The organism is Acinetobacter sp. YH12254 (genome assembly GCF_013417415.1).
GTDB classification, from domain to species: Bacteria; Pseudomonadota; Gammaproteobacteria; order Pseudomonadales; family Moraxellaceae; genus Acinetobacter; species Acinetobacter pseudolwoffii.
Window position 1 is genome coordinate 1 of record NZ_VPEB01000024.1, and the last position, 17193, is coordinate 17193.

The 17193-nt window shown below is 41.1% G+C and carries 15 protein-coding genes and 5 pseudogenes; 10 read left to right on the plus strand and 10 right to left on the minus strand.

Going from position 1 to position 17193, the window contains the following annotated elements; all coding sequences use genetic code 11:
* From FTV29_RS14020 to FTV29_RS14045, 6 genes and pseudogenes are all read left to right on the plus strand, one after another.
* Positions 1-482: IS3 family transposase (locus FTV29_RS14020; RefSeq protein ID WP_180025073.1), on the plus strand; the 482-nt coding region annotated here is incomplete at its 5' end.
* A gap of 38 nt (positions 483-520) precedes the next feature.
* Positions 521-1774: pseudogene (locus tag FTV29_RS14025) on the plus strand (site-specific integrase); the annotation flags it as partial.
* 130 nt (positions 1775-1904) lie between these two features.
* Positions 1905-2267 carry an MbcA/ParS/Xre antitoxin family protein gene (locus FTV29_RS14030; protein ID WP_159138971.1) on the plus strand — a complete coding sequence of 121 codons (363 nt, stop codon included), beginning with the start codon at positions 1905-1907 and terminating at the stop codon, positions 2265-2267.
* Positions 2268-2558: 291 nt separating this feature from the next.
* Positions 2559-2817: pseudogene (locus tag FTV29_RS14035) on the plus strand (helix-turn-helix domain-containing protein).
* A gap of 189 nt (positions 2818-3006) precedes the next feature.
* The gene (locus tag FTV29_RS14040; RefSeq protein ID WP_004282130.1) at positions 3007-3315 is read left to right on the plus strand and encodes a helix-turn-helix transcriptional regulator; all 309 of its coding nucleotides are present in this window, start codon (positions 3007-3009) and stop codon (positions 3313-3315) included.
* Complete coding sequence (locus FTV29_RS14045; protein WP_180075631.1) at positions 3312-4601, plus strand: type II toxin-antitoxin system HipA family toxin; 1290 nt, start codon at positions 3312-3314, stop codon at positions 4599-4601. Before FTV29_RS14040 ends, FTV29_RS14045 begins: the two co-directional genes overlap by 4 nt.
* Positions 4602-4618: 17 nt before the next feature.
* Here FTV29_RS14045 and FTV29_RS14050 read toward each other — a convergent pair whose 3' ends face one another.
* Positions 4619-7966, minus strand: coding sequence for a DEAD/DEAH box helicase (locus FTV29_RS14050; protein ID WP_180072816.1), 3348 nt, complete (start codon positions 7964-7966; stop codon positions 4619-4621).
* A 264-nt stretch (positions 7967-8230) separates the two neighbouring features.
* Positions 8231-9124: pseudogene (locus FTV29_RS14055) on the minus strand (IS481 family transposase); the annotation flags it as partial.
* A 204-nt stretch (positions 9125-9328) separates the two neighbouring features.
* On the opposite strand from FTV29_RS14055, the gene FTV29_RS14060 reads away from it, so the two are divergent.
* The 4 genes and pseudogenes from FTV29_RS14060 to FTV29_RS14075 form a co-directional block, all read left to right on the plus strand.
* Positions 9329-9631, plus strand: a complete 303-nt coding sequence (locus FTV29_RS14060; RefSeq protein WP_159138966.1) for a helix-turn-helix domain-containing protein — start codon at positions 9329-9331, stop codon at positions 9629-9631.
* 64 nt (positions 9632-9695) lie between these two features.
* Positions 9696-9884: pseudogene (locus tag FTV29_RS14065) on the plus strand (type II toxin-antitoxin system HipA family toxin); the annotation flags it as partial.
* A gap of 115 nt (positions 9885-9999) precedes the next feature.
* Positions 10000-10236: a VF530 family DNA-binding protein gene (locus tag FTV29_RS14070; RefSeq protein WP_002058193.1), complete on the plus strand. Its 237-nt coding sequence runs from the start codon at positions 10000-10002 to the stop codon at positions 10234-10236.
* A 251-nt stretch (positions 10237-10487) separates the two neighbouring features.
* Positions 10488-10799, plus strand: a pseudogene (locus FTV29_RS14075) (ion transporter); the annotation flags it as partial.
* Between the two features lie 103 nt (positions 10800-10902).
* Here FTV29_RS14075 and FTV29_RS14080 read toward each other — a convergent pair.
* The 8 genes from FTV29_RS14080 to FTV29_RS14115 all read right to left on the minus strand — a co-directional run.
* Complete coding sequence (locus tag FTV29_RS14080) at positions 10903-11982, minus strand: ArsO family NAD(P)H-dependent flavin-containing monooxygenase (protein WP_005093691.1); 1080 nt, start codon at positions 11980-11982, stop codon at positions 10903-10905.
* A 94-nt stretch (positions 11983-12076) separates the two neighbouring features.
* Positions 12077-12781: an arsenical resistance protein ArsH gene (gene arsH, locus FTV29_RS14085; protein ID WP_035337425.1), complete on the minus strand. Its 705-nt coding sequence runs from the start codon at positions 12779-12781 to the stop codon at positions 12077-12079.
* A 4-nt stretch (positions 12782-12785) separates the two neighbouring features.
* The gene (gene arsB / locus FTV29_RS14090; RefSeq protein WP_005093695.1) at positions 12786-13826 is read right to left on the minus strand and encodes an ACR3 family arsenite efflux transporter; all 1041 of its coding nucleotides are present in this window, start codon (positions 13824-13826) and stop codon (positions 12786-12788) included.
* A 5-nt stretch (positions 13827-13831) separates the two neighbouring features.
* A complete protein-coding gene (locus FTV29_RS14095; protein WP_074382687.1) occupies positions 13832-14305 on the minus strand; it encodes an arsenate reductase ArsC in 474 nt (157 codons plus the stop codon).
* A gap of 6 nt (positions 14306-14311) precedes the next feature.
* On the minus strand, positions 14312-14632 hold the full coding sequence (locus tag FTV29_RS14100) for a metalloregulator ArsR/SmtB family transcription factor (protein WP_005093699.1): 321 nt from the start codon (positions 14630-14632) through the stop codon (positions 14312-14314).
* A 192-nt stretch (positions 14633-14824) separates the two neighbouring features.
* The gene (locus tag FTV29_RS14105) at positions 14825-15064 is read right to left on the minus strand and encodes a thioredoxin family protein (RefSeq protein WP_005093701.1); all 240 of its coding nucleotides are present in this window, start codon (positions 15062-15064) and stop codon (positions 14825-14827) included.
* Between the two features lie 19 nt (positions 15065-15083).
* Positions 15084-15944, minus strand: a complete 861-nt coding sequence (locus FTV29_RS14110) for a permease (RefSeq protein ID WP_218946078.1) — start codon at positions 15942-15944, stop codon at positions 15084-15086.
* 26 nt (positions 15945-15970) lie between these two features.
* A partial coding sequence (locus FTV29_RS14115; RefSeq protein ID WP_180075632.1) for an RNA-guided endonuclease TnpB family protein occupies positions 15971-17193 on the minus strand: 1223 nt, incomplete at its 5' end.

The following is a 17193-nucleotide window of genomic DNA, read 5'->3' on the forward strand; positions in this document are numbered from 1 at the left end:
TTCAAACAAATTCAGGCTGGGTTTATACTGCATTTATTATTGATGTGTTCTCACGAGCAATTGTTGGATGGAAAGTATCGACACGGATGAATACAGATATGGTGCTCGATGCATTGGAGCAAGCATTGCATGATCGAGGCATGCCAAAGAATGTGATTCATCATTCCGACAGAGGTGTGCAATATCTTTCCATTCGCTATACCAATCGTTTAGAAGCAGCAAATTTACGAGCATCAGTCGGTACGACTGGTGATTCATACGATAATGCTTTGGCTGAAACGGTGAATGGCTTATACAAAACAGAGGTGATTGAATATCTAAAAGCAGATTGGCAAGGTTTAGCAGATGTACAACTTGCGACACTAAATTGGGTAGATTGGTTCAATAAAGAGCGTGTACATAGTGCACTAGGTTATGTATCACCTTTTGATTTTGAAGCAATGTACTATGATAAGATTAACCCGTTAGGTCAGGTGGCCTAACTTAAATAAAAAACTCTCCGACAAACCCGGTACGGTTCAAACTGAATAAACACACTGTCACTGTGCCCCTAAAACTGATATTGAATCAGGTCTTTAAAGAGCATCATTACTCCTTTCACTCTTTTCGTCACACGGCAGCGAATCATTTATCGCTTTTACTGAACTGTGAATATGCACCACTTGTGCAAGAGCTGACTGACTATAGTGAAAACGAATATGAAAAAATTCGAGCTGAACTTCTTCAAAATCAACATGGACAAAACCATTGGTTTGTTATTGCACATCTTTTAGGGCATATAGAACCCGTTGAAACTTTCAAAAGTTATATTCACTTTAGTTATCTCATTGCTGGTCAAAAACTACTGAAACATCATCCAGATATGCCAAATGAACTGGCTAAAAAAATCATGGGCTACAATGCAACGTTTAAAAATTTGAAAATAACAACGGATGAAAAAGACTTTAATTTTGAAAAAAATCAGGCAGTTCTAGCAACTATATTATTGAACGATCAAACAAACTGGCTCCAAAGTAATGCTACTGACATTCTTAACGAACTGTCAGTACAAACAAATCAACCCCATGACTTTTTTGCTTTTTTCGCCGGCACAGAGGATTCTAAAATTTCACTTCAACGCTTTTATGAAACACTCAACTTATTAGAGACTACTCACGATCCTAAAAGTGCAGCTCAACGTATATGCTTACCAGAAGAGCTCGTAAATTATTGGTATGAAAATGCCCTAAATTTAGCAGACATTAAATCAAAAAAAGGGAATCCTCGTTTATTTAGTATTGATAGCTCAACCCTTTTAAAGCCAGCGATGCTTGATACCGCTGAAGAGCTTCACGCTGTGACTTATTTTTTTGAACATCTACAGAAAATAACTCGCAAAAATCCAATACAAATTGAATTCATTTTGAATGTATTTTTGAGTCGAGTGACCGCATCACACACAGGTATCCATTATCGCTGGAAGGATATCAATCATCTCGAACATTTTTATTCCCAGGTTAAGGCTTTATTTCCTGCCAAATTTTGGCACTTATTTGGACAAGATTTGCAAACAAAGTTAGATGCTAAACAACAGCCTCAACTTTTCAAATTAGCAAAAGCATCAACAGATAAACATCCATCAACTCAAGAGGAATTTCCTCGTCTACAACTCTACTCAGTAAAAGATGGTCATGCTCTTGCTGCATTTAAATTTTGCTTACATCTAGCCTGTATCGGTAGACCACGATCTCTTGAACTTAAAGCTGAAGGTCTAAAAATAACTACATGCTGTTAAATAATTTAACCGTTGCTTCCTTATCTAAAGCCAAATTTAATATATCTTTAGTAAAAATTGGATGTCTGATCAACGATAATTAAATAGTATAAACTCTATGAATTAGCAGCGTCTGAAACAGGGATCGGTCATGCGTACAACATCAGAAAAAACTGCAAAACAGAAAATGATATTAGCTAAGGCAGTTTTAGCTGCTGCTGAACGACTTGGTCTTGCACACGATCAACTAGCCTTAATACTGAATATAGATTCAGTGAAAAATTTAACCTCTCTTGAATTAGATCCCACTTCAAAACAGGGAGAAATCGCCCTCACTTTAATCCGTATTACCACATCACTAGATGCTCTGACAGGTGGGGATACAGCCTGGATGCAGCATTTTATAAAATCACCCAATAAATTGTTGAGTGGTATTCCAATAGAACAGATTCAGAACCCTCAGGGATTGGCCTCTGTTTTACAATTGGTGGAAGGTCTTCGGGCTAAACTTTAAGATAAGCAAAGTATTACAGAAAAATTTGAAAGTGATAGTCCTCTCCAATAATTCAAATGCGAGGTATAAGAATCCCCTCTTCTTCTCAAGATGTATATGTCTGGCCTAATTCCGTCAATTAATTGCGAACTGCTGCTATATATTGGATTTTATTAACCTGATGCGAGGCAAATCCTCCTTATAAACTCAATAGCTATTCAAGAACCATTATAAAAAGTTTGCTATATAGCGAACATTCACCATAATTAGTTAAAAGTTTGCTATATGGCTAACAAAGTTTCGGGAGCAAAAATGGCTACAAGAGGTGAAATAGGTAAAAAAATACGTTTGGCAAGAAAAGGATTGGCTATACACAGAAAAGTCTTGCAGAAAAAACTAAAGTCAATAAAACAACAATTTCAGAGATAGAGAATGGCCGTTTTACAGGTTCATTTGACATATTTGAACGTGTGCTTGATGGCGTGGGTTTACAATTCGAAGTGAATAAAAAAAATTTAACTTGCCCCAATGGGATGAAATTGAAGCAATATTTTCGGAAGATGATGAATGAAATTATTTACAGGCTCTATCATTTGGTATTTACGTCCAACAATGCAAAATCAACAACAACTTGAACACCCATTTCTCATACAAGTAGGGCTATTTTACAGATCGAAATGATAAATTCATAAATTGCTTTTCAAAAAAAAAGAAACTAATATGTTTCTTATATGACCTAAAAGCAATAAATTTATCTACAATGAATAAGTCTTTACTTCAGCAAATCAAAAAAAGACGAACCCAATTGGGCTTAAAGCAAGTTGATATGCAATCCCGTACAGGCATTTCAAGACAGCAATACCAAAAGCTGGAAAGTCAGGGTAACCCTCGATTAGAGACCTTAGAAATTATCGCGGCAGGATTAAATGCTCAACTGATGCTCATCCCTGATGATAAGGTTCATTTGATTAGACAATTATTGAATGATGAAATTAAAGTCACTATTGAAGATCAGGATGACTTAATGACTAACCCATGGAAGGGTCTTCTCGGAGGAGAGGAACCATGAATACTGTTGCCGTCCTGAAATTAACATTACATCACGCTGTCGTTGGATACTTGGCAGGATTTCAGAGTGGAAAAAATATTCTGGTTTTTACAGATTCTTTCCGCTTTGATCAGCAACGTCCGACCTTGAGCCTGCTGACTTCCCCCTTGTATCCTCAAGCGGATAAAATTTTAGAAAAGACCTATGTTACACATCAGCGCTTACACCCCTTGCTATCAAACTTGCTACCAGAAGGGGCATTACGTGAACTGATTGCACAAAGCCTCAAAGTACATATAGACAATGAATTTCAGTTATTGGCAGATTTAGGTCATGATTTACCTGGAGCACTCATTGCGACTCCATTAGATCCAGAAGAAATTCCAGATGAAATAAAATTCAAACTGCAGATCTCGAATCCAGATCAAATTTTAAAGCAAGAGATTCGAACAGATAATAAGTTTTCCTTGGCCGGCGTCCAAATGAAGTTTTCCATGAAAGCCAAAGATGGGCGTTTTACACTAGCACAGGCAACGGAAACGACTCTACTCGGGGACTGGATTATCAAAACTCCTTCTTCCAGACATGCTTTTGTTCCGCTAAATGAATATTCTATGATGACCCTTGCCAAAACGGTCGGAATAGATGTCCCTGAGATTCGCTTGGTGGATATGGCCCTTTTACAAGACCTTCCACCATTAAATTTACCCCAAGAGCAATATGCTTTCGCAATCAAAAGATTTGATAGACAGAGTACTGCTGATACTACAGAGCTTATTCACATCGAAGATTTTGCTCAGATCTTCGGCGCATATCCACATCAGAAATACAGCACCACAAATTATGAGCAGATAGGAAAGATCATTTATCAATTTTCAGATAACAAAATTATTGATATTCAGCAATTTGCCAGCCGTTTACTCGTCAATATTTTACTCGCCAATGGAGATGCGCACTTAAAAAACTGGAGTATGATTTATCATGATAAAAGTGCACCCAGATTATCTCCCGCATACGATATATTAATGACCAGTGTATATATTGAAAATGAGCGTCATTTCGCATTAAATCTTGCCAAAAATAAAGATTGGTATTTAGCTGAGATGAAACACTTTGAAGAATGGGCTGAAAAAGTCGGTGTTCCATGGCGTGTTATTGAAAAACAACTTCACGCGATCATGGACAAAGCACGGTCAGTATGGCCAGTGCTATTACTAGACTTACCTATGATTCCTGCTCATAAAGAAAAATTAAGACAACATTGGAAAAAATTGCATCCGCACTTTCAGATACTTACAAATGATTAGGGTAATCTGAAACCAAACTAAAATTTCTCAAACAAGTTCATCACGTCATTTTCCGTCAGTTTCGCTTCGCCCTCATGATCTGTACTTAGAATAGAGTGTGCCAGTTCTGCTTTATTTTGCTGTAAGGCAAGAATTTTTTCTTCTATGCTTTTATTGGTAATCAGCTTATACACAAATACCGGCTTGTCCTGTCCAATCCGCCATGCACGATCTGAAGCTTGATCTTCAGCAGCAGGGTTCCACCATGGATCATAGTGAATGACTGTATCTGCGGCGGTTAAATTCAGACCGACCCCTCCTGCTTTCAGACTGATTAAAAATACCGGCACTTGTCCAGACTGGAATGTAGTAATAGCTTCATCCCGTTTCTTGGTCTTTCCAGTCAGTTTCACATAGCCAATTTCTGCGTGATGGAGCTGCTGCTCAATCAGTTCCAACATTGAGGTAAACTGAGAGAAGATAAGAATTTTTCGCCCCTCTTCCACCATTGGAACGACCATATCCATCAACTGTTCAAGTTTGGCAGAGTGTGCCTGCCCGGTTTTCACTGAATCCAGCTTTAGTAAGCTAGGATGGCAGCACACCTGACGTAGCTTCAGTAAGGCATCTAAAATTTGAATTTGACTACGTTTAAAGCCTTTTTCTGCCACAATTTTCTGAATGCTGGCTTGCATCGTGGCACGAACAGCCTCGTATAGCTTGGATTGCTGTTCATTCATATCAATATTGACTTCAATCGTGGTTTTTTCTGGCAATTCTTTGGCAACGTCAGTTTTCAAGCGACGTAAAATAAAGGGTTTAATGCGGTTTACCAACTTTTGCCTTAACTGCTGATCACCGCGTTTTTCAATCGGATAGCGGTATTTTTTATTAAAGATTTCTTGTGAATATAAAAATCCTGGCATCAGAAAATAAAATAGTGCCCACAGCTCACCCAAATGATTTTCCATAGGTGTACCGGTTAGACATAGGCGATGTCGTGCTTTTAATTGCCGTACCACCTGTGCAGCTTTGGCACGCGGATTTTTGATATTCTGCGCTTCATCCAAAATGAGTTGATGATATTCATATTGCTTCAGTTGCTCTTCATCTCTCGCCAAGAGCGGATAGGTGGTTAACACAATGTCATATTGTGAAATCTGCTCAAAATACTGATGGCGGTCGGGGCCCTGTAGCAGCAGTACCTTGAGCTCAGGTGTAAATTTTTCCGCTTCTTTGAACCAGTTATGCATCAGCGATGTGGGTGCAACAATTAAGGCGGGGCTGTCCTGCAAATGACCAGCCTGCTTTTCCATGAGTAAATGCGCTAAAGTTTGTGCTGTTTTGCCCAAGCCCATATCATCTGCCAGAACCCCGCCATGCTGGGTTTCCCTTAAAAACTGTAACCAGCCTAAGCCCTGCTGCTGATATGGGCGCAATTCCCCCTGAAAACCTTGTGGTGTCGGCAGTTGTTGCTGATAGCCTTGTTTGAATTTCTGTACAAATTGCTGCAGCTGGTCACTGACCTGCCATGTCATCCCAAGATTATGCTGTAATTCTAATAGTTGACTCGCATCATAGCGATCGATACTGCGCTCTTCTTGCTGTAAAATGCTCTGCAGATGCAACAATACCGGCTTAATGTCCCTGGCGGATAGAGCCAAATCAGGTTGATCCACTGCAGTTTTCAGGGTGAAAATTTGGCTGTCATTCAGATAACTAAAAGTCCGTGGATCAAGTAAATCAGGATTTTTTTGCACCAAAGCTACGATTGCATCGAGCAAATCATAACAATTGCCTGCACTGTCCTGAACCGTCGCCCCGATATCGAACCAGTCCTGCTGGCTTTCAGATTCAGTGATGGAAATATTTAAATTTTCAACATATTGCAGCTTAAATGGGCTGTGTTCCAGATGCTCTATCTGCCATCCCATCAATTCAATTTGATTGATGGGCATCAGCTGCTTGATCCAGTCTCCATAGAAAGCAAAAACCATAGAATCGAGACGTTGTTTATCCAGTTTTAATTGCTGGTAATAGCTAAGATCTTTCACCCACTCCAGTGATTCGACCAACAATTGTAAACGCTGGATTGCCTGTTGTTCCTGAACAAAATCCCGAAGCTGTCGCACCATTTTGCCATGCTGCTCACCAATAAAACTGTCACCTGATGTACCTGCTTTTATTCGCCCACCTGCATAGGAGAATTCAATTTCAGCACAAACAGACTCCTCTAATTTCCAATCAAATTTATCTAAAACACCAAAGCGTAAAATTGGCTGGGGGCTACCCTCAAGGACCTCAACATGCTGAATAGACTCGGGCTGAGGCAGATTTTTCACGTCTGAATATTGATGAGTCAGTTGCTCAAACTCTGGCAAGAGCGTAGCTGGAAGATCAGGCATCTGTAAAAAATGGTAGAGCAGATTTGCCGTATATTCACCATATAACTGGCCCACCGTGTTCTGTTGAATATCCACATAACATGGTGGCTGGCTCGCGAGAATCTGGATATGTGGATTTGATTTTAAATCGAGTCGAATATCGCCATTGACCAATTCAATGTTTAAATGCTCCGTCTGTTTGTTGACACCTTGTTCCCAGATCAATTCGATGTGATAGCCTTGTTCTGACCATTGAAGTGCAGCATAGCTCTTTTTTTGCCAGTACACATCGCCACTTTGAATAAAAGATTTAAAGTGCTCCAATGAAATTCCGGAGATATCAAGATTGCTTTGATAAAAACGCTCGTCGCTGTTTATTTTGGCGTAATAATAAATCTGGTTAAATAATTGTCGTTTTTGTTCCGGTAAAGTCAGATGCTTTCTGGTGATATTTTCATAGTGCGTATAATCACTTTCACCGGCAATCGAGCCATTTTTATTGCGTCTGGCCTTCTGCACCACAAGGGTCAATTTCTTTGAGCTGACAGACTGATTTAACAGGTAAATTAAACATGTGTTTGTTTTGGCAGGCTGCTCAGGTTCAGTCTGTTGTAAATACCGTTTAAAATCATTCAACCAGCGTTGCGCCTGATCATACCCCTGTTTGCGTTTTGCGATTCCCTGTGGGGATTGAGAGTCAGCATAACGCTGCTGAAATTCCTGGCGATATTCCTGAAAGAATAACCGCGCTAAAGCCGCAGCATGTTTACAGTTATATCCAACCGGACAAGTGCAGTCGTCATCAATTAAACGGTCTTTTTGGGGATTATAGGTAATCGCAGTATCATAATAATCTGTCCCTTCAATTTGGGCATACATCGTGACACCGTCTTTTTCCTCAAAGAACTCAATCGTTTCCCTATCAATGTGTTTAGCATAGCTAAGGCTGCGCTGAATAGTTGCAGTACTAAAGCGAGATAGAAAATTGATCAATGAGGACATAATTACCAGACACTAAAAATGTTTATACAATTATAACGGACAAAGCTGTCATTTCAGAACAGTAGCCGAACTGCTCAACCTGAGCACAGATTCGACTCACTCAATAGGAATATTGTGAATAAAGACAATCAAATTCGAGAAGTTAAACAGTTCATTGAGATCGAAAATATCCTGATAGAAAGTGATCATTTCTTCACAACAGTTAATTTTAAACCAAATGGGGTCAAAAGTTTTAGCATTGTTTCTATGTGTGATTCATAGAGATCATTTCAATTTAGCGATCTCTAGATCCGTCTTGTAATTGGCATGTTGAATCCGTTCATTTGAGGGGTTGTATTGCTTCTGGACTTCATCTGAGAAAGGAGTTTCTTCACATAATTCAAAGTACCTCTCCATCGGTGTTTTACCTTTCAACGCTGAATGTGGTCTCATCCAGTTATAGTAATGCTGCCATTCGGCTAGCTTGTCTTGGATATCCTCAGAATCGATATCTACAGTAGCGTAGAACTCAGATTTATCAGTTTTTTGCGAATGCTCTACCTTGCCATTCAGATGAGGTGAACCTGGTTTATTTGGCCTAAATTTGATTCCATGCTGCATCATTTTTTTCTGTACTTTTTCAGCAAAGAATTCCCGCCCACGATCGGTCTGTATTCGCTGTATGGGAAAAGGCATTTCTTCAATTACGCAGTCTAAAAAGTCGAGAGTATTCGCTGCTGTTCGGCGTTTATATATCCTTAAAACGCGATATCGTGTGCAGTCATCGATAGATGTGTACTGATATAGTCCTGGACCCAGTTTACAGGTATCCATTTGAATTCTATCGCCTGATAATGGGCGTTCATAACGAATGAAATCTGCTTTACGACGGAATTTTTTAATCGGTTTGACTTGATGGGTGGATAGTACTTTATGGATAGTCGCTAAGGACAACGAGACTCCGTGCAGCCTCATCAATTCTGTTTGCAAACGTCGAGCACCAAAATTTCTAGCTGAGCGCATTTCTAATATTAAGGCTTCTAGCTCAGCATTGATTTTAGTATTTGGCGATTTTAAGGGACGTCTACTCTGGCTACTTAATCCATCAATACCTTGCTCAGAATATCGTTTCCACCACTTGCGTAACGTTGGTCTAGAAATGCCACATCTCCGACAAACCCGGTACGGTTCACTCGGCAATGATTTATTTATTACCATAGATTGTATTAGATTCCATTAGATTGTAAATGTCTAATTAGATTTCTTTAATCTAATAGGATCTAATCAGGCCAATAAAGCACCTTCTTACCGATCAACTGGTTTATTTTATAACTCCATTATTTTGTGGTTTAATAGACATATATGGACATAAGACCCAATATTATGGATTTAAAATTCAGAAAACCTGAAGAAGTTGTTGGATTATTATGTGAGAGGCTTCGTAAAGAACGACTTTATCTGGAAATGACTCAGGCAGATGTTGCTGCACGTGCTGGTATTGGTGTGAATACAGTATCCAATCTGGAAGCAGGTCGAAATGTTTCATTTGAAAATTTAGTACACGTTGCCATGGTCCTAGGCCGATTACAAGAATTAGAGGAACTCTTCAAACCTCATTTAAACAGTGTAGATGATATTCTTCGCTATGAGAGCAATACGGCTCGCCAACGTATCAAAAGGAAATAAATCCATGCTCAAAAAACTTAATGTTTACTACAATGAATGGGGTGAATATTGGCTTTAGGGTACACTGGTCTCCTCAACAGCAATCACAGGTCGACCATTAATTGCCTTTGAATACAGTGCTGAAGCGATCCGTAAAGGTTTAGAGCTTTCCTCTTACCTACTTCCATTAAAAGGTGACCCATTAAGAAAAAACTTTCCTACACAGCAAATGGGATTACCAAGTCATATATATGATGCATCACCCGATGGCTGGGTGTGCTCCAGAATTTTGGTGGCTATTCAGTCCATCATTACTTACATTCCAACTCTCTAGTTTTCCAACTAGCCCAGGTTATAATAATGGCCACCCAAAATACGATTGATCTATTATGAACACCTCCAATGACCCTTTACACGGCAAAAAACTTGCTGACATTTTGGATGAATTATTGGATTACTACGGTGGCTTTGAAGGTTTAAGTCGTAAAATTGAAATTAGATGTTTTTGCATAGACCCAAGTGTTAAATCATCATTGCGATTCTTGCGTACCACACCATGGGCACGTGAAAAAGTAGAAAGCTTATATTTGTACGTCTTACGCCAAAAGGCAAAACAGAAACCGTAGCCCCAGGCAACACCCCTCTCATTATAAAATTATACCAGTCAGTAAAACACCTTTAGATTAAGCATGTGTATGTTGGTTATTATTGTTGATTATCACAATAAATTAGTGACCAAAAATCAAAGTACCCCACCCTACCTTAAATTACACCACACAAAATAAAAACTCTATACAACTGTTATATATAGAGTTTATTAAAATACCAATTATGTTATTTAGTGTATTTTATGTCGGTGACTCTTGCCAAGGTTGGGGTCATTACCATTTTAGGGGTAGGTCTGGCAGCACTTCCTGCGGGTATTCTGGCCAATGGCCTGGCCAATGAGCTGAGACAACGCAAACACAAGCTGGAATTAAGATTTCGTGAACTGCTTGATGACGCAGAAATTGACTTGATTGAAGATCAAGAAAAAATTGAAACTTTACGTAAAGAAGTCGGGCTGAGCACAGAGCAAATGCAGGATATCCTGTTAGAGCTTATTCATGAGCGCAAGAAAGAACAACTCGAGCAGGAAAAAAACAAGTATTTCTTCTGCCCGCATTGTGGGCATAAGTTACCTGATTAAAAGGTAGCCAGATCATCGCGAGCATCAGACCATAGGATATGATACTTGTTGCAGGCAGATGCTATTCACTCAATTTTTTCGTTTGAAGCAGGATCAAGTCATTTCAATCTAAAAACGCAGCGATTTCATCGGCCACTGCCCTGGATGTCCGGGAAACTCCGACCAGCGTCGCCGAAGCAGCACCGGTCCATTCCCCATAACCGACCAGCCATAAATTCGGCAGCTGAACCGAGCGGCCATCCTTCACTGCGATGGTCTGGTCCTGCTGGATAATCCCGAGGCTGCTAAGATGATTCAGCGCCGCCTTAAATCCGGTACACCAGATCACTGCATCCACTTGCGCGGTGCTGCCATCTTCCCACATCACGCCATGTTCGGTAAAAGCCGAAAATGGACGCTTGCTCTGTAAAACGCCTCGCTCACGTGCCTCTTTGACTGAATCAATCATGACAATATCGCCCAGACCACCAATGGGCTGCTCGATCTTTCTACCTTGCTGCTGGGCTTTCAAACGCTCGGTCGCCCTTAAGAACAGGACACGGCCATCGACATCATCTGCCAGAAATTGCGGCGGTGTCTGGGTGATCCAAAGCGTTTCAGCTACCTGGGAAACCTCGGCCAGGATTTGCGCACCGGAGTTGCCACTACCCACGATCATGACTTTCTTGTTTTTAAATAACTCAGCATTTTTATAATCTGCTGAATGAAGTTGTATACCCTGAAAATGCTCACGACCTGCATACTCGGGAATAAATGGTTGGCTCCATGTCCCTGTAGCGCTTACCACCGCTTTGGCTTTCCAGGATTGTTCCCCGGCATAGACCTCTAAATATGTCCCCTTGTTTTCCACGCGCTCCACATGCACCGGACGAACTACAGGAAAGTGATAGCGCTGCTCATAGGCGGTCAAATAATCGATCACCTCATTGCGGGTCGGATAGGTCTGTTCGGTCGCCGGCATCATCCAGCCCGACAGCGAACTCCAGCTATTGGGGGAGAAAAGACGCAAGGACTCCCAGGCATGCTGCCAGGCACCTCCAGGCTGAGGCTGATCATCCAGGATGATAAACGGAATATTCTTGCGCTTTAAGAAATAAGCCGTGGACAAACCGGCCTGTCCAGCACCGATGATGATCACATCTGTTTCGATCTGTTTTATGTCCAAAGCCTTTTCCCCTTGCATTTTTCTGTCGTTCTTGATGCAGTATCCCGCTTTTTCAGCGGGTTTCTGCTGATTTCTCTGATTGACCGGACAGCCTGATCAAGCAAATTCAGTCTTACAAACTGCGCTGATTTACCCGTTTGGAAAGCTCTTCAGCCGATTCCTTGCGTTCTGAATAACGATCTGTCAGGTATTTGCTTTGACCACGAGTCAGCAAGGTAAATTTATACAGTTCTTCCATCACATCCACAATCCGGTCATAGAATGCTGATGGCTTCATTCGTCCATCTTCTTCAAATTCCAGGAATGCTTTTGGAATTGAAGACTGATTTGGAATCGTGATCATCCGCATCCAACGCCCCAAAACACGCATCTGGTTCAGACTGTTAAAGGACTGTGATCCCCCACTGACTTGCATCAAGGCAAGGGTTTTTCCTTGAGTGGCACGAATTGCGCCCCCTGCCAGTGGAATCCAGTCAATCTGGGATTTAAAGATGGAACTCATAGAACCATGTCGTTCCGGTGAACACCACACCATGCCTTCTGACCATGCTAAAAGTTCATGCAACTCTTTTACTTTTGGATGCTCAGTATCCGCATCTTCAGGTAAAGGAAGCCCTTTAGGATGAAAGATTTTTACTTCTGCCCCAAAATATTCAAGGATTCGACCAGCTTCAAGAACTGCAAGGCGACTGTAAGAACGTTCCCGATTAGACCCATAGAGCAGTAAAATCCGAGGAGGATGAGCTAGTTCTTTGGCTTGGACTTTTTCAAAGGTGGGTTGTTCAATAAGATTTGGATCTACGTTAGGCAGGTTCATCATATCAAGCCTCTTTAAAATATTTCTTTCTTAGCCACAGTGAAACACTCACTAAAGCAATTAACACAGGTACTTCAACCAATGGCCCAATAATCGTGGTAAAAGCAACCGGCGAAGCAATACCAAAAGTTGCAATGGCGACTGCAAGTGATAATTCAAAATTATTTCCAGCCGCAGTAAATGAGATTGCAGCAGTTTTTGGATAATCATTGCCCATCCATTTACTCATAAAGAAGCTAATAAAGAACATGGCCACAAAGTAAATGATTAAAGGAATCGCGATGCGTAAAACTTCCAGTGGAAGACTCACAACATCACCCCCTTTTAAGCTAAACATGGCCAAAATCGTAAACAGCAAAGCCATTAAACTCAGCGGGCTGATTTTTGGAATGAACCTGGTTTGATACCATTCCACGCCTTTTTGTTTCACCAAAATTAAGCGCGTTAAGAAACCCAATAAGAACGGAATTCCAAGATAAATCAGAACAGCATGGGTAATGGTCCAGAAGCTAACATTGATCACTTGAGCTTCAATACCAAAATATGGCGGAAGGAAGGTCAGGAATAACCAGGCGTAGGTACTGAAGAATAAAATCTGGAAAATACTGTTAAACGCCACCAATGCTGCAACATATTGGTTATCACCACAGGCCAGACCATTCCACACCAGTACCATGGCGATACATCGAGCTAAACCAATCAGGATCACGCCTGTCATATACTCTGGATAGCTATGCAAAAAAATCACAGCCAACGCAAACATCAGTACCGGAGCAATCAACCAGTTTTGAATTAAAGATAGCGTCAGGGTTTTTTTATCCTTAAACACTTGTGGCAAGGTCGCATAATCCACTTTTGCCAGGGGTGGATACATCATCAGAATCAGACCAATCGCGATTGGAATATTGACTGAATTAATACTGAATTGATCCAGAGCAACCGATGCTTGAGGAAAAAAGTTTCCTATTGCGATGCCTAACGCCATGGCAATAAAAATCCACAGCGTCAGGTTGCGATCTAAAAAGGACATGCGTTTTTCAGACATGTGACTTACTCAACATTCGAAATTTGATTAATCGCTGCAATCAATTGTGAGCGAGAAAGTTCATCTACGTTAAGTTTAAACAAAGTATCCAGGCGACGATTGATATGTTCAACAGTGTTCATAAAGGCTTGCATTTTTTCTTCTTTATCCACCTCTAAATGTGACGGATCAGACAGGCCCCAGTGCGCCTTGATCGCTCCGCCAAGATAAAGAGGACACGCTTCCTGTGCAGCCGCATCACAGACGGTAATCACCACGTCTGGCTGATACTGTTCACAGGCATCAATCGTCTTGCTGGATAAGCCTTTAGTCGACAAGCCCAGATTGTGCAGGGTTTCAAGCGTCAAGGGATGCACCTGACCGGAAGGTTTGCTGCCAGCACTGTAAGCGACCCAGCCTTCTGGCGCACGGCTATTGAACAACACTTCAGATAGAATGCTGCGGCAACTGTTCCCCGTGCATAAAAACAAAAATTTCATGAAAACTTACTCGCAATGGCTCTGAATCGATAGAGCGGAAGAATCAAATAAAACCGGAACGTCACTACGTTTCAGTACGTCCAGAATTTCAAAGCACCAGGCCGGTAATTGCGGATTGAGGCTGTAGTACACCCACTGGCTTTGCCGACGATCGTTGAGCAGACCGCAAGACCGCAACAAGGCCAAATGCCGTGAAATTTTTGGTTGGCTTAACTGCAGTTTATCGGTCAGATCACAGACGCATTGCTCTTTATTTTCCGCAATCAGCAGGACAATACTGAGACGTGTTTCATCAGATAAACATTTAAAAAACTGAACGTGGTCCATAGCTGCTCCCCTTCTATTATGCAAATATATACATATCCATATATATAGTAAATAGTACAAGTGAAAAATTATATCTGGATCAGGATATCACAGCCAGAAAGCGCTGGATTTAACAGTTTCCCTCTTCTTCCAATATAGAAAAACCAGCGACTTGAACCACTGGTTTTCTTCGCTACAACTTTAATTTTGAAGTTATTTATTTTTCTCGATCAGTTCCGCGATAGCCTGAGCTTCCAGAATTTTACCACTCGATACGATTTTACTGTCAATCATCAGACCCGGTGTGCTTAACAGTCCGGTTTCGGCAATCTGCATCATATCCGTGACATACTCAATGTCCGCTTTGACACCGGTGCTTTTCACTGCTTCTTCAGTTGCAGCCAACAGGGCCTTACATTTACGGCAGCCTGTACCCAAAACTTTAATTTTCATCTTTTATTCTCCATACATTTTATAAAAACCAGTCACCCAAAGTATTCAGGCTATAGCCAATAATCAAGATTCCCACAAAAACGATCCCTATAAACAGGCTCAATAAGCGGGTTTTCACCACCTGTTTTAACAGGATCAGGGATGGCAGGGAAAGTGCTGTTACCGCCATCATAAAGGCCAATACCGTCCCCAACCCCACACCTTTCACCACCAAAGCTTCTGCAATCGGCAAAGTGCCAAAAATATCTGCATACATCGGTATGCCTATGATTGTAGCAATCAGTACGGAATACCAGTGATCCTGACCAAGCAAGGCGGTAATCCACTGTTCAGGAATCCAGTTATGAATTGCCGCGCCAATCCCTACGCCAATCAACACATACATCCAGACCTTGCTAAAGATTTCCACCACCTGTTCCCAGGCAAATTCCCGGCACTCTTTCGCAGACATTTTAAAATCTTCATCACCCTGAGCTGTACTATTTTGCGTAACAAATTTAGCGACATACTTTTCCATTTTGAAAAAGCTGATGAGTGATCCACCAATAACTGCCAAAATCAGACCAAGAACCACATAGATCATGGCAATTTTCCAGTTAAAAATACTGGCCAATAAAATAATCGAAGCCAGATCGACTAAGGGAGATGAAATCAGAAAGGAAAAGGTCACCCCCACAGGCAGTCCGGCACGGGTAAAACCGATAAACAGCGGAATGGAAGAACAGGAACAAAATGGGGTAATGGTGCCGAGCAAGGCCCCCATGATATTGGCTTTGATCCCGGTCATGCGTCCCAGAATCTGCCGGGTGCGTTCAGGCGGAAAATAACTCTGGATATACGACAGGCTTTGACATACTCCCACCACTTTCACGATGTTCAAGTGGGGGATTCTAAAAGCAAAAGCTCTTAGGTGACTTCCTCACGGATTTCACTTGCTTTCTGCTTCGCAAGGCGACCTTTACCGCATCCACCCTCCACAGACAAAACGATGTGTCCCACCGCCAAAATGTTGCGAGAAGCATTAATATCTGCATTCTCGCTAAAACAACAACTGACACACTCAAAGTTTGCTTGAGTAAGCCTATTTTCTTTTGCAACATGACCACATGAACTACAAGTTTGACTTGTATATCTAGGGTCAACTTTAACAAGCAAACCACCTCGCCATTGCTGTTTGTACTCCAACATACCAACAAGCATTGACCAACCTTGATCCAGGATTGATTTATTTAAGCCGGACTTGGCTTTAACATTCTTTCCTTTTTTCTCGATTGAGCCTTTCGCTGACTTCGACATATTGGCTACTTTTAAGTCCTCAACTACGATCATTGCGTGGTTTTTGCTGAGCGTTGTGGTGACTTTGTGCAAGTAGTCATGCCGAATATTGGCAATATGATGGTGTAATGTATTGATCTTGAGATTCAGCTTTTTCCAATTTTGACTGAACTTGTTTTTCTTTCTCAGCTTGCGCTGAAGCCTAGCCAACTTTACTTGATTGGCCTTGAAACTATTGATCGGGTCGAATACTTGACCACTAGACGTTGTAATTAACTTTTTAATACCTAAATCAATGCCAATGGCTGATTTCGATGGATGGACTGGTGCTTCTACCGTATTTTCAGCACCAAATGACACATACCATTTCCCGACATGCTTGGAGATTGTGACGTTCTTAATCTCACCCACAATATTTTGTGATTTTCTGAATTTCACAACGCCAATGTCATTAGGTAACTTAACTTGGTTGCCTTTAACCCAACAGTATCTATTGAATTGAACAATACGAATGGAATCACAGCCATTAGATTTCTTTTTGAATCGTGGCATGAGTGGTCTAAGTTGGACTTCACGACCATCAGGCAATTTAAAGAATCTTGGTTTTTTGGCTTTAAATGGTTTTTGCTTTAACTTGGCTTGTTCTTTCGGGTCAAAGAACTTCCCCCAAGCATCACCAAGATCACGCACTTTTTGTTGAAGTGAAACGCCATTTGAACTATTTTCTAGAAAAGCACACTCAGGTTTTTTTCGTAATTCAGGAATTTTATTGACTAAATTAACTTTGTTGATTCGCTCATTATTAGCAAGCATCTCGAACGATACAGCTAAAATTTGATTCCAAACAAAACGTG